This window comes from Brevibacterium epidermidis NBRC 14811 (genome assembly GCF_001570805.1).
GTDB lineage: Bacteria > Actinomycetota > Actinomycetes > Actinomycetales > Brevibacteriaceae > Brevibacterium > Brevibacterium epidermidis.
Map to the genome: position 1 here is coordinate 55527 of NZ_BCSJ01000021.1, position 11999 is coordinate 67525.

At 65.8% G+C, this 11999-nt stretch carries 14 protein-coding genes; 7 read left to right on the forward strand and 7 right to left on the reverse strand.

The features are described 5' to 3' along the window. The first annotated feature begins 54 nt into the window (after positions 1-54). Both BEP01S_RS16320 and BEP01S_RS16325 read left to right on the forward strand, forming a co-directional pair. Positions 55-1158, forward strand: coding sequence for an FUSC family protein (locus BEP01S_RS16320; protein ID WP_062245512.1), 1104 nt, complete (start codon positions 55-57; stop codon positions 1156-1158). A 115-nt stretch (positions 1159-1273) separates the two neighbouring features. Then, positions 1274-1690 carry a ChaB family protein gene (locus BEP01S_RS16325; protein ID WP_062245515.1) on the forward strand — a complete coding sequence of 139 codons (417 nt, stop codon included), beginning with the start codon at positions 1274-1276 and terminating at the stop codon, positions 1688-1690. A gap of 220 nt (positions 1691-1910) precedes the next feature. Here BEP01S_RS16325 and BEP01S_RS16330 read toward each other — a convergent pair whose 3' ends face one another. The 4 genes from BEP01S_RS16330 to BEP01S_RS16345 all read right to left on the reverse strand — a co-directional run bounded on the left by BEP01S_RS16330 (position 1911) and on the right by BEP01S_RS16345 (position 4345). Then, on the reverse strand, positions 1911-2333 hold the full coding sequence (locus BEP01S_RS16330) for a hypothetical protein (RefSeq protein ID WP_244882310.1): 423 nt from the start codon (positions 2331-2333) through the stop codon (positions 1911-1913). Between the two features lie 85 nt (positions 2334-2418). After that, the gene (locus tag BEP01S_RS16335) at positions 2419-3402 is read right to left on the reverse strand and encodes a M56 family metallopeptidase (protein ID WP_062245518.1); all 984 of its coding nucleotides are present in this window, start codon (positions 3400-3402) and stop codon (positions 2419-2421) included. Next, positions 3399-3788: a BlaI/MecI/CopY family transcriptional regulator gene (locus BEP01S_RS16340; RefSeq protein WP_062245521.1), complete on the reverse strand. Its 390-nt coding sequence runs from the start codon at positions 3786-3788 to the stop codon at positions 3399-3401. Before BEP01S_RS16340 ends, BEP01S_RS16335 begins: the two co-directional genes overlap by 4 nt. After that, complete coding sequence (locus BEP01S_RS16345) at positions 3785-4345, reverse strand: hypothetical protein (RefSeq protein WP_062245523.1); 561 nt, start codon at positions 4343-4345, stop codon at positions 3785-3787. The genes BEP01S_RS16340 and BEP01S_RS16345 overlap by 4 nt, the downstream gene beginning before the upstream one ends. 140 nt (positions 4346-4485) lie before the next feature. Between BEP01S_RS16345 and BEP01S_RS16350 the strand changes: the two genes are divergently transcribed. The 5 genes from BEP01S_RS16350 to BEP01S_RS16370 all read left to right on the forward strand — a co-directional run bounded on the left by BEP01S_RS16350 (position 4486) and on the right by BEP01S_RS16370 (position 9383). After that, positions 4486-5205 carry a DsbA family protein gene (locus BEP01S_RS16350; RefSeq protein ID WP_218004352.1) on the forward strand — a complete coding sequence of 240 codons (720 nt, stop codon included), beginning with the start codon at positions 4486-4488 and terminating at the stop codon, positions 5203-5205. 17 nt (positions 5206-5222) lie between these two features. Continuing rightward, a complete protein-coding gene (locus BEP01S_RS16355; protein WP_062245527.1) occupies positions 5223-6413 on the forward strand; it encodes a hypothetical protein in 1191 nt (396 codons plus the stop codon). A gap of 104 nt (positions 6414-6517) precedes the next feature. Next, a complete protein-coding gene (locus tag BEP01S_RS16360; protein ID WP_062245530.1) occupies positions 6518-7264 on the forward strand; it encodes a DsbA family protein in 747 nt (248 codons plus the stop codon). Continuing rightward, positions 7264-8208: a cytochrome c biogenesis CcdA family protein gene (locus BEP01S_RS16365; protein WP_083532791.1), complete on the forward strand. Its 945-nt coding sequence runs from the start codon at positions 7264-7266 to the stop codon at positions 8206-8208. Before BEP01S_RS16360 ends, BEP01S_RS16365 begins: the two co-directional genes overlap by 1 nt. 8 nt (positions 8209-8216) lie before the next feature. After that, positions 8217-9383: a hypothetical protein gene (locus tag BEP01S_RS16370; protein ID WP_062245532.1), complete on the forward strand. Its 1167-nt coding sequence runs from the start codon at positions 8217-8219 to the stop codon at positions 9381-9383. Here BEP01S_RS16370 and BEP01S_RS16375 read toward each other — a convergent pair. The 3 genes from BEP01S_RS16375 to BEP01S_RS16385 form a co-directional block, all read right to left on the reverse strand. After that, positions 9380-9847 (reverse strand): helix-turn-helix transcriptional regulator, encoded by a 468-nt coding sequence (locus BEP01S_RS16375; RefSeq protein ID WP_062245533.1) that lies wholly within the window; start codon positions 9845-9847, stop codon positions 9380-9382. The genes BEP01S_RS16370 and BEP01S_RS16375 overlap by 4 nt on opposite strands. Positions 9848-10024: 177 nt before the next feature. Next, positions 10025-11341, reverse strand: a complete 1317-nt coding sequence (locus BEP01S_RS16380) for an MFS transporter (RefSeq protein WP_062245536.1) — start codon at positions 11339-11341, stop codon at positions 10025-10027. Between the two features lie 90 nt (positions 11342-11431). Further along, the gene (locus tag BEP01S_RS16385) at positions 11432-11665 is read right to left on the reverse strand and encodes a hypothetical protein (protein ID WP_062245538.1); all 234 of its coding nucleotides are present in this window, start codon (positions 11663-11665) and stop codon (positions 11432-11434) included. Positions 11666-11999 lie beyond the last annotated feature (334 nt).

The following is an 11999-nucleotide window of genomic DNA, read 5'->3' on the forward strand; positions in this document are numbered from 1 at the left end:
TACACTGAGGCCGGAGCTGAATTGTTCTGACCATTTCGAGGCGAGGAGCCAGCCATGCCCCACAACGGCTCACCGACGAATTTCCTGCGGCGGCCCGAGTTCACCACCGATCTGCTCCAGATCGCCAAGGGAGTGATCGCCGCCACAGGTGCCTGGTGGCTGTCCGACAACGTGCTCGACAGCCAGATGCCTTTCCTCGCTCCATGGACCGCACTGCTGACCGTGCACGCGACGGTCTACAGGTCGTTGTCTCGCGGAGTGCAGACGACGGTGGCGTCGGCCATCGGAGTCGGTGTCTCTTTCCTCATCGGCAGCTACCTCGGAGTCGGCCTGTGGACGTTCGCCTTGGCTATGCTCGTCGGTCTGGCCGGTGCCCGACTGTCGTGGATCCGTGACGAAGGCGTCGCGATCGCGACGACGGCGATCTTCGTTCTCGGTTCCGGTTTCGATTCGCAGCAGCCGCTGCTCGCTGATCGGCTGCTCGAGATCGCCCTCGGCGTAGCAGTCGGCATCGCGGTCAATCTCATCGTGCTTCCGCCCCTGCGCGACCGCCAAGCGAAGCGCTACATCGACAGTGTGAACCGCCAGATGGGTGAAGTCCTCATCGACATGTCGAAAGAGTTCACCAGCTCGTGGGACACGGATTCGGCCGAGGACTGGTTCGAGAGGACCGAAGCGATGAGTCGTGAACTCGACTCGGCCTGGCAGACCGTGCGGTTCGCCCGCGAGAGCCGCCGCGTCAATCCGCGGACGGCGATCCATGCGGAACGGCGAAATCGCCAGTCGAGTGCAGGAGAGGCACCTGAGAAGGAAAGCTATGAGAACATCCTGCTCAGAGCCGATGAGGGCATTTCGCATCTGCGCAACCTCGCCCGAACTCTGCGCGATGCCTCGTCGGCCGAAAGAGACTGGGATGATGAGTTCCGGGAGGAATGGGCGGCGATCGTCGCCGATGCGGGCCGTTCCATCGCTGATCCGGATGCCGAGGTCGGTCCGATCTTCGACCGCCTCGAGAAACTGTCGGCGAGCATCTCTCAGGACAGGAGACTGTCGACGACCTCCTGGCCCATCTACGGCTCCCTCATCACCAGCCTGCGTCACATCGTCGTCATCGTCGACGATGTCGCCTCGGCGCGCGACATCCGCGAATCCGTGTGAGTGAGCGACTCATCCGGGCAGCACCTCGGTGCCGAAGCCGTGAAAGTCCTGTCGTCGGACGGGGCGACAGCGTTACCCTGAGTGACAACGTCAGACGGAAGGAAACTGTTCCACCATGCCGAAGACAACGAAGTCAGGTAAGCCGAAGAGTTCCGAACTGCCCTCGACCCTGAAGAAGTCGAGCAGTAAGGCTCAGCGGACCTTCGCCAAGGCCTTTGACTCGGCTCTTGCCGAATACGGCGATGAGCAGCGAGCGCACCAGGTCGCCTATGCCGCTCTCAAGCACAGCTATGAGAAGGTCGGCGACGAATGGGTGGCCAAGGAAACGCCCGGTCCCTCGGACGCACAGAGCGCCGGCGGAAAGAACACCGACCGTGAAACGGCCGGCGGAGTCAACGCCAACGCCACGAAGGATCATCTCTACCAGCAGGCGAGGGAACTCGGGATCGCGGGACGGTCAACGATGACGAAGAGTCAACTCGTCGACGCCCTCGAAAAGGAAAGCGACCGGAGGACGAAGCAGAACTCCTGAGACCGGTCGCTGCAGCACCAGCTTGACCGCTTCGGCACCAGCGGTCAGCGTCAGCGATCAGGCAGGAGCACCGTTGAGCATGCTGGCGATCAGGCCGAGCACCGCCACGGCGGCCAAGACGATGATGACGACACGTTTGCGCATGCCCTCGATTCTACTGCGGCCGCCCCGCCCGGTGTCGACTCCGCAGTTAGCCGACGGGGCAGTTGGCCGATGAGGCTCACCAGGGGTTGGCCTCCTGCCATTTGGCGAACCAATACGGATCGCCCTGATAGTGCGACTTCTCCCGCTGGTAGCCCTTGAGGTCCGAATGTTCCCCCAGCCATTCCCGCACGAGGGGACGGACCTCCTCCATGCGCTCGACCCAGTCATCGAGCGGCAGCAGAAGCACCGCTCCGTCCTCGGAGGTCAGTCGGCACGAATAGTTCGGCAGCCCCTCGGTGATCTGCGAATGCGTGTAGCTGATCTGCTCACAGCCGGTGGTGAGGTAGAAGCGGATGAACTCACCGCAGACATAGGCGCCCAGTGTCTTGAAGTTCCGGTAGCGGACCATCCACGCCGGAAGCTCATACTCCTGCTCGCCCTCGAGCTCCTGGCCACGGTCCTGCCCCTGCTCCTGCCCTCGAACCTCGGATTCGTACATGCGTTCTATTGTAGGTCGAGGGGCAGACACAGGGAAGACCGCTCAGGGCCCAATGACCACTTCCGGAACCAGGTGCCGCTCGCCGTCAGGGCAGAGTGCAGCCGGTGAGCAGAACTCCGACATAGGTGGCGATGACCGAGAAGGAGAGGACGCAGAAAGCGGTGAGCGCACTGCTCAGGGCCGCAGTCGGAAGCAGCCCGGGAGCCATCCTCACGGGCGCGACAAGCTGCCGGACCCGGTCGGGTCCGGCGATATTCAGCGCATACGAACCGCCGAGGTGACTGCCCTCTCTCACCTGGGGCCCGATTTTGAGCAGGGCACTGGCCAGCGCTGGAGTCCCTGCGACCCTCCGCGCCCGATCATCGGCAGCAATCTCGAGGTAGAGCGGCACGGAGGCGGCGACCTCCGCGAAGAGCGGGATGAACCGCAGCGGTCGCACGAAGGCCTCCACCAGGGCCATGATCGCGTGGTGGCCCTGCTCGACATGCGCCCTCTCGTGCTCGAGCACTGCCTGGAGCTCGCCGGGCTCCAGCGCCGAACACAGATTCGCCGACAGCACCACTCCCCCGTACCTGCGCGGCAGGGAGAACGCCAGATGCCGGTGGCCGTCCACGGTCTTGACGGTTCGCCCGGCCACCTGGATGTCCACGGCTTCCCGGCCGAGAAGTCGAGCCGTCTCAGCGTTCTCCCGATGCCGCCGCCTGGCCAGAAGCCCACCGCGGATGAGGAATCCGAGGGTGAGTGCCAGAGGCAGGAGGTGAAAGAGGACGACCGGGACGAGCGTGTCGACCTGAGCCCCACCTAAAGGGTTCGCAGCATTGAGACACCGCTGGCACACGTCGCCGATGGGCATCGGCAGCACATCGGGACCTTTGAGCAGCCAGGCCGCCATGAGGCTGAGCGCAGAGACCACGGCCCAGGACAGCAACGGTAGGGACAGGAGGGCGAACACCGCGACGCGTGGCACACGCATGAGGACCGGTGCGGCAGAGCGAACGAGGGCGGGACCGGCCCAAGCCAAGATAAAGGCGAGCGCGGCGACGCAGGCTCCGCTGATCAGCAGGCTCATTCGGCAGCGCCCTTCGCATCGAGGTAGTCGCGCAGCAGCCGGATGTCGGCGGCATCGATGCCCTCGACGAAGTGGAGGATCGAGGCCGCACGGTCGCCGCCGTCGACCAAGGCTGCCTGCATCATCCGCGCGGTATGCTGCTCGCGGCTGACGACGGGAACGTGGAGGACCGAGCGGCCGTGACGCTCACGATCAACGAGTCCCTTGCGCTCGAGGTTGGTCAGCACGGTGGCGATCGTCGTGTACGCCGGCTCGGTCCCCGTCAGCTCGATGATCTGGCGAACCGTCAGCGGTCCGTGGTCCCACAGCAGGCCCATCACCTGTTTTTCGAGGGCGCCGAGGCGAATCGGCGAGGAGGTCCCGCCCCGGTCGTCGGCATCAGTCATGAGCGGACGCTCCTTTCGGGCGAGGGAACAGGGCACGAGTACTGGCCCTTGAGGCGGATGATCACACCCGTGAGCAGAAGAACGACCGACACCGCGGCCAGGAGGGGCTGCAGGGGTGCGAAGTAGGTCAAGGCGCCAGTGTAGCCCAGTGCGAGCAGCGCGATCTTGTTGCACACCGGGCACCCGACGGCAAACCAGCCGAGCACTCCGCCCACGCCGCCGAGGACACCCGACCGACGCTCTGAGGCGGCCTCCGGATCATTCGAGCGTCCCTCGGACGCAGAGTCCCGGTCGCTCGACACCCTCGCAGAGGCGGGCCCCGGGGTGCGCACATAGGTGGCGATGAGCATTCCGAGCAGCAGTGCGGTGAGGATCCACACCGGGTAGTCCCACCACACGGGCGGGATGTCGCGGGCGAAGAGGGAGTTGGGAATGAGCACCGTCGCGAGGCCGATGACCACAGCGGAGCCTGCCGCTGCGACGACCGCCGCACCGATGCGTCTGGCGTCCCAGAGCAGGAGGCCGCGGTAGGCGTCCTTGAAAGCACTGACGAGCATGAAGCCCCTTCTGCGATGCGGTGAACGACACGAGTCTACTATGCACATTAGTATACTATGCTTCATAGTAAATAGACTGATGCAAACAGATCGGCTTCGACTCGATCACGCTCCACCGCCCTCACCTTCAGGAGGCTTTTGTGCTTCGCACCGAACGCGGCCCCATGTTCTGGCTCGTCCCGCTGACCGTCATCGTCCTCGCCACCGTGGTCATCGGCATCGTCATCGCCAACCAGGGCGGCTCTGACGCAGACGCCCAGGAAGAGAGTTCGAGTGCGCAGAACGAATCCGCCGACGATGATGTCGACCTGTCCTTCGTCGAGCACAGGGACTCCGCGGAGGCGAATGCAATCGGTGACGTCGACGCTCCGGTCGCCCTCGTCATGTACACGGACTTTCAGTGCCCCTACTGCGCAACCTGGAACGAGGAGACCCTGCCGGCGATGATGGACTACGTCGACTCCGGGGACCTGCGCATCGAGATGCGCGATCTGGCCGTCTTCGGCGAGGAATCCGAACGGGCCGCTCGTGCCGCCTTCGCCGCCGGCGAGCAGGATGAGTACTGGGATTATCACAACGCCCTGTTCGACGGCGGCGAGCACCGCCCGAAGTCTGAGCTCGATGATGACTCGCTCGTCAGCCTCGGCGAGGATCTCGGTCTCGACCCGATGCAATTCAAGCGCGATATGAATTCGACCGAGGCCCATGAGGAGTTCGACGACGCCGCTGCCGAAGGGCAGTCGATCGGTGTTTCGAGCACCCCGGCATTCATCATCGGCGGCAAGCCGCTGCTCGGCGCGCAGCCCACCGAACAGTTCACCGACGCGGTCGATGAGGCGCTCGCCCGGGCCGAGAGCTGAGAGCCGAGGGCTGAGACATGACCCGCCGCGCGGCGCTCGCCATGGCCCTTCCTGTCTGCCTGCTCATCCTGGGCTCGCTGACCGCCTGCTCGGGTCTTGATGCCAACAGCGAATCGACTGATCCTCAGCCGGTGCACTCGCCGGCCGAGGCACTCCACTCGACGGAGACCAACGCCCCGGGAACCACCGGCGCCGGGCAGGGCGGCACCGGCATCGTCGATCCCGGCTGGGATGCGGCCGCTCAGGAAGCCGAGGGCGTGTTCCTCACACTGCACGAGGCCGATTCCGGTCTCGAGTTCCGTGCCGTCGATTCGGATGGAACGATCCTGTGGTCGGCGAAGCGGCCGCGCGTGTGCTCCGGTTTCCTCGTCAGCGACTCCGCGGACGGGCCGGTGGCTGTGCTCATGGACCAGCAGTCCGGATCCAGCTCGCTGACCACGACGGCGTCCGGTTTCGATCTCCACACGGGGAACATGCTCTGGGGGCCTGTCGACGTGCCCGGACCGCTGCTCGGCAGCGGCCTCGTCTTCGCCGGTCCGCCGGAGGACTTCATCGGCACCGGCGGCCCGCGCACCGCGCTCGATCCCGCCAGCGGAGCGGAACTGGCCGTCGAAGGCGACGAGTCACCGCGGATCCTCGCGCTCCTGAACACTCACCTCGTTTTCGCAGACGGTGAGCAGCTCATCGGCGAGGACCTCGACGGTCGGCGGCTCTGGACTCGCCCCGTCGCCGACCTCGGACTCACGGCGCCCGAGGCTCGCGAGACCCCGTGGGAAGCCGTCGGGAACTCCCACGCACTCATCGGCGGTGAGGGCCGACAGCGCACTCTGATCGACCTGCGGTCAGGAGACACCGTCGCCACCGGTATCGATGGCGCCGGCATCGACTCGCGCAGCCGCACACTGGTGACCAGCGACGAGCAGCTGCACGGCTTCGACCTCGATGGGACGAAGCGCTGGGATGTGCCATTGGACGGCGACGATGAGCTCACCGCCGTCGGTGCCGGGCTCGTCGTCACCGAATCCGGCGCCCAGGACGCGGGCGAGGCCACGCAGGCGAGGTCTGCCGAGAACGGGCAGCCCCTCGATACCGCCGAGGAGCTGCCCTTTTACGGAGAATTCGGGGCACCGCACCACATCGCTGAGACCGGTGCCCGACTCGTCGGCGATCCCGCAAGCCCCCTGCTCATCCCGGCCGCGGAACGATGAGATGACCGGCTGGCGGTGTCGGCGCAAGTCGGTCCGCAGCTTTCGACCCGTAAGATCGATGACCTATAGTTTACTAAGCATCTTAGTAATCGAGGAGTGAGAGCATGGCCAAACATGCGGCACCGCGCCCGCGGTACCGCTGGTGGATTCCCGCCACGGTGGGCGCCATCGCGGTGGCCCTCGTGCTCATGATCCTCGTCATCGATCGCAGCGGAGGGGACGAATCGACGCCCACGGCCGAAGGGACCGGTCCTGAATCCGAGGTCGTCGTCACCGAGGTCGCCGACCCCGAACAGTCCGAGTCCGGCGACGTCGCCTCCAGCGATGAATCGGATCCGATGTCGGACGGGCCCACCGATGCTCCGGTCACCCTCGTCGTGTTCTCCGACTACCAGTGCCCCTTCTGTGCCGCCTGGAGCCAGGACACCCTGCCTAAGATGCTCGACTACGTCGACGATGGGGACCTGCGCATCGAATGGCGCGAGGTCAACGTCTTCGGCTCCGCCTCGGAGCAGGCGGCGAAGGCCGCGTATGCCGCCGCCCTGCAGGACAAGCACTGGGAATTCCACGATGCTCTGTTCGCCGACGGCAAGCCCCGCTCCCCCGATGAGCTCACGCCCGAAGCCCTCACCGAGGTGGCCGAACAGATCGGTCTCGACACCGATCAATTCACCACGGACATGAACTCCTCCGAAACCGCCGAGGCGGTGGCGGACAATGCCGCCATGGGCACCGACCTCGGTGCGTTCTCCACACCGACGTTCATCCTCGATGGGCAGCCGTATGTCGGCGCTCAGCCCACGGATGTCTTCGTCGATGCCGTCGAGACGGCGAAGAAAGGACAGAACTGATGGACATCAGCCTGATCAGCGCCTTCATCGGCGGAGTCCTCGCCCTGCTCAGCCCCTGCGCCGCACTCCTGCTGCCGGCTTTCTTCGGCTCCACCGTCGGAGCGGGTTCGCGCCTGATCCTCCACGGCCTCATCTTCTATGTGGGCATGCTCATCGTGCTCATCCCCTTGGGCATGGGCGCCGGCACGCTCGGGGCGCTGTTCACCTCCCACCGCGAAGCGATCGTCCTCGTCGCCTCGGTGATCCTCATCGTCCTCGGCATCGTCCAGTTCTTCGGCTTCGGCTTCGACCCGGCCAAGATGCTGCCGGGAGCCGATGCCGCCCGGCAGCGCTCCGCGCAGGCGACCGGGTGGACCAAGACCTTCCTCCTCGGCGCCACGAGCGGAATCGCCGGAGTCTGCGCCGGGCCCATCCTCGGCGCGGTGCTCACCCTGGCCGCGACGAAGGGTAGCGTCGTCCTCGGCGGCATTATGCTCGCCGTGTACGGGGCCGGCATGGTCGTGCCGCTGTTCGTCATCGCGGCCCTGTGGACCCGCGTGGGCACTCGGACCCGGTCGGTTCTGCGTGGAGGTTCGGTCACCGTCTTCGGCAGGCAGCTGTCCGTCGTGTCCATGATCACCGGGCTGCTGCTCATCGCCGTCGGCGTGGTCTTCTGGGCCACGAACGGGCTCGTGTCCGCACCGTCGCCGGTGTCGACGACAACGCTTTCGAAGATGCAGGAATGGGTCGGCTCGTGGTCGTCGACGACCGTGGACATCATCGTCGTGTGCGTGCTCGCTGCGCTGGCGATCCTGTGGTGGTTCCTCCACGAACGCCGCCGGATGCGGCAGAACCTCGCCGAGGCGGGTGCCGCGGCAGAATCATCGGTGACCGATCCCGACGAGACGCGGACGGAATCGGCGACTCAGGACCGCCGTCGGCGTCGCTCTCAGGCGAGGCACTGATGCGGCGAATGCGATTGGCTGCGACCGCGGCCGGAGCGGCAGTGTTCGCGCTCGTGGTGAGCGGGTGCTCCCTGAGCGATGATCCCGGGGACTTCGACCGCGCACCGGAGACAGTCGGCACCGACCTCAAGGCCGCCGACACCTCGGACCTGCAGCTGCCGCTGCTCGTCGATCCCCTGGAGCTCGTCGAACCGGGCTGGGATCTGCCCGTCCAGTCCGCGGGTTCGACTTTCCTGTCCGCCCATGCCGGCGAGGACTCGCTGACCTATTCGGCGGTGAACACGAAGGGCACCGAACTGTGGCAGGCCGAGCGCCCGAGCGGGTGCACCGGCTTCACCGTCACCGCGGATGGGGACACGCCCCTGGCGGTGCTCACGGATTCGGAGTCGACGACGGACTGCGATGAGGACGTCACTGCCAGCGCTTATGACCTGACGACGGGCAAGAAGACGTGGGGTCCTGTCGAGGTGCCCGGTCCCCTGCGCGGCCCGGGCACGGTCTTCGCCCCCGAGGATGCACCCGCCAACGAAGCGGTCGTCCTCGACCCGGCCACAGGGCAACCGGTTGAGGAGTCGGACGGCGCGGACGCTGATGGGGTGAGCCGCCTCGGCGAATATCAGGGTCTGATCCTGTCCATCATCGGCGGCAAGCTCGTGGCCAGCGAGGATGGGAAGAGCGTGTGGGAGCATTCGCTTAAGGACAACGATTGGGATGCCGATCAGCTCGCACCGACGGCGGGGGCGGCGACCGGAGAGGGGTTCATCCACCTCGATGCCGGTGGCGGTGTAGGGCCGGTCTTCGATCGGGATTCGGGTGATCTGCTCGACGATGACGCGCGTGGGGTTGCCCGCGATGCGAATACGGCCGCAGTGGTCACGCTCGGCAAGGCCGGCCTGACCGTCATCGACGACCTCGGGAAAAACGAGCTGCCGGTGTCGGTGCCGAAGTCCGTGCACCTCGAGGCCGCGGCCGGCGGGCTGCTGTACCTGCGTGAGGGCGGGAAGCTGCGCGTGCACAATGCGGCCACGGGCTCCCTGGCCCGCGGGTACAAGGCCGATGGGTCGGGCGTCGTGGCGATCCCGGACGTGTTGACCGGCGAAGGGCTGGGCACTCTGCGCGCCGGGGACCGAACGCTGCTGGCCACCGATCGGGTGGTCGAGGAGTCGGGCGGCTAGGCTGCAGAGGCACCAGCGCCGAGAAGGGTCGCGTTGAAGAGCGTGTAATCATCAAGCGACGGGTACAGGCAATCATCAAACGAGCTCTTGCCACGTTCCGACTGGACCCAGGAGCGCACCTCCGGCCAGTACCACAGGCTTGTGCCGTCGGTGATGATCGGCAACGGAAACGTTTCTGCCTTGGACCAGCGCTGAGCTGCCTGCCGGGAGACTCCGAACCGGTGAGCCATCGAACTGACGGCCACGAGGTTGGGAACGGCACGCTCAATTTCCAGACCCTCCGCGCACAATCTGCGGTGCGCTTCGTACAGGGCCTCGCCTGCAGCCGTGTCACCGGATACGTCTGCCGTGACGTACGGAACCCTGTCAGCGGCGTCGAAGAAAAAACCTTTCTCGCCGAAGTCCATTGCCTCAGAATCAGTAACGGCCCGTTTGAGTTGGAAACGAAGATCAAAATAGTGCATCTCAACTCCTCACGTTGACCTGCAGGCTGCTTATTGCACTTTCGAGTTGGCTTTCACCCCTCTTGGTTGTCAAGTGTAAACAATGAAGTATTGAAGCGCTACGAGGAGTGGCCACTCTGCACTTCAGCGTCAGCGTGGCTTTCGAGCCGCATAACGCCCGCTGATTTTCATTTCCGTCTAGGGTCGGGCACTGACACGAATGAGGATGAAGGCGAGCGCCACGCACAGGACGTAGGTGGTGCCGACGAGGATCCAGCCGAGCGGGAAGCCGCCGGGTGAGCCGACGATGAGGCCCATGAGCAGCGGGCCGAGTGCGAAGCCGAAGAACATTCCGGCGGTGACCATGCCGCTGGCCGAGGCCATCGATGCGGCCGGGATGACGCGCATGAGCGCGGCCATGAGCACCACGGAGACGCCGAGTGCGGAGATGCCGTGGAAGGCCACGGCCAGCCACAGAAGCGGCGACCACCCGGTGGCTCCGGCGGTGAAGAAGAGGATCGCTCCGGCCAAGGCGATGAGGGCCAGCACGAGCAGCAGGTGTGCGCCCGAGGCACCCTTGGCCATGCGTCTGGCCCAGGTGACGCGGGCGATGACGCCGATGATGCCGGCCAGTGCTGCCGTGGCGCCGCCGAGGACGAGGGAGAAGCCCATCTCGCGCACAGCGAAGAGCGGCATGTACACGTTCGTCGCCTGCACGCCGATGCCGTTGATCAGCCCGAACAGTGCCAAGGCCCACACCATGCCCGGATGCTTGGCGGGACTGTCAGGGGTCGGGGCGGGGCTGCGGTCGGCCGCCTCGGAGGGGGTCGCGGTGGCCTGTGTAGTCTCGGCGGTGTCGGATCCGGTGGGGACCGCCTCGGCGGGAGTCGTTTCGGGGGAATCGTCGGCGGTGTCCACGTGCGAGCTGGGCGCGGGCAGCAGCGGGGTGGTGCGCAGGGACTGCCAGGTCATCGCCAGGAGGATGAGCGGGACGATGGCGACGGTCAGGGCCGCGCCGCGCCAGCCGATGCCGAGCGCGAGGACGGGGAAGGCGAGGCTGGCGATGAGCTGGCTGACCTGGACTCCGGACTGCTTGATGCCGACCCAGCCGATGCGTTTGGTCGTCGGGACGCGTTCGAGGAGGATCCGGTTGGTCACGCCGTTGGGGAAGGATTGGGCGATTCCGGACAGGCCGGCGGCGAGGATGAGCATCCAGAATCCGTCAGGCACGGCCACCAGCAGCAGGGCGAGGCAGCTGAGGACGAAGATGAACGCCATCAGCGAGAGATCGGAATGCCGGTCGGCGAGCCTTCCCAAGGTGGCGTTGCCGATCGCGGCGGCACCGAAGCAGGTGGTGGCCAAGAGTCCGAAGTGGGCTTCGGAGATGCCGAGTTCGGCGATGATCGAATCGCTCGTGGCGCTGAGGCCGTAGAGCAGGATCGGTCCGGCCGCGACAGCGCCGAGGAGAACGGTGAGCAGCCCGATGCCCGGGGCCTTCTGGTCGTGACTGGTCATGGCTCACCTCCTGTCGCCGGCATGCTTCAACTCAGCATGCTAGCTGGAGGCGGGCGGCGGGTGTTGCGGTGTCTCAGCGGTTCGAGCAGTTCAGCCTTTTGCGCGTCGCACCGAAGAGCGGTAGGCCAGTGCGGTGTCGATGGCGAGGATGCCGGCACCGCCGATGAGGATAGCGAGCGCCACCGCGATGGGGTGCGGCTCGTTCCATGACAGCAGCCCGCCCAAGACGGCGGCGAAGGCCACGATGAGCACCCCGGTCCGGAACCGCTTGACCAGGTTGACCTTCTCATCCGAGTTCTCAACGGCCTGAAGCGTGTAGGTCATCGGCACTCCATCTCGTTCTCGGCATCGCCGCGAGGTGCGGTCGTGATGCACAGTGATCTGTCAGTCGCGCCCATCCCGTTCCCACGGGAGAGGCACCGAGAGCAAGATTAGCCTCGAGTTCGCGCCCCGATCGCCACATGAAGAAATTGTTGAATGTTGCAGATCTTTCACAAAGGCCGCCTTGGCCCTGATCGGCGGGGCCGGGTGGCTGTCCGCCGTCGGAGAGCGGCCGAGTGATCGTTATGGCTGTGTTACCGAATTCTTCGGTCCGGACCCCTCAGCGGTGCGCGGTGTTTGCTGGATGGAGTCGGTGGGCGGCGACGACGGGCGCCTT

Excerpts from the sequence above, each read along its gene's own strand:
- BEP01S_RS16320 (WP_062245512.1), top strand. The coding sequence starts at position 55 with ATGCCCCACAACGGCTCACCGACGAATTTCCTGCGGCGGCCCGAGTTC.
- BEP01S_RS16325 (WP_062245515.1), top strand. The coding sequence starts at position 1,274 with ATGCCGAAGACAACGAAGTCAGGTAAGCCGAAGAGTTCCGAACTGCCC.
- BEP01S_RS16330 (WP_244882310.1), bottom strand. The coding sequence starts at position 2,333 with ATGTACGAATCCGAGGTTCGAGGGCAGGAGCAGGGGCAGGACCGTGGC.
- BEP01S_RS16335 (WP_062245518.1), bottom strand. The coding sequence starts at position 3,402 with ATGAGCCTGCTGATCAGCGGAGCCTGCGTCGCCGCGCTCGCCTTTATC.
- BEP01S_RS16340 (WP_062245521.1), bottom strand. The coding sequence starts at position 3,788 with ATGACTGATGCCGACGACCGGGGCGGGACCTCCTCGCCGATTCGCCTC.
- BEP01S_RS16345 (WP_062245523.1), bottom strand. The coding sequence starts at position 4,345 with ATGCTCGTCAGTGCTTTCAAGGACGCCTACCGCGGCCTCCTGCTCTGG.
- BEP01S_RS16355 (WP_062245527.1), top strand. The coding sequence starts at position 5,223 with ATGACCCGCCGCGCGGCGCTCGCCATGGCCCTTCCTGTCTGCCTGCTC.
- BEP01S_RS16360 (WP_062245530.1), top strand. The coding sequence starts at position 6,518 with ATGGCCAAACATGCGGCACCGCGCCCGCGGTACCGCTGGTGGATTCCC.
- BEP01S_RS16365 (WP_083532791.1), top strand. The coding sequence starts at position 7,264 with ATGGACATCAGCCTGATCAGCGCCTTCATCGGCGGAGTCCTCGCCCTG.
- BEP01S_RS16370 (WP_062245532.1), top strand. The coding sequence starts at position 8,217 with ATGCGATTGGCTGCGACCGCGGCCGGAGCGGCAGTGTTCGCGCTCGTG.
- BEP01S_RS16375 (WP_062245533.1), bottom strand. The coding sequence starts at position 9,847 with ATGCACTATTTTGATCTTCGTTTCCAACTCAAACGGGCCGTTACTGAT.
- BEP01S_RS16380 (WP_062245536.1), bottom strand. The coding sequence starts at position 11,341 with ATGACCAGTCACGACCAGAAGGCCCCGGGCATCGGGCTGCTCACCGTT.
- BEP01S_RS16385 (WP_062245538.1), bottom strand. The coding sequence starts at position 11,665 with ATGACCTACACGCTTCAGGCCGTTGAGAACTCGGATGAGAAGGTCAAC.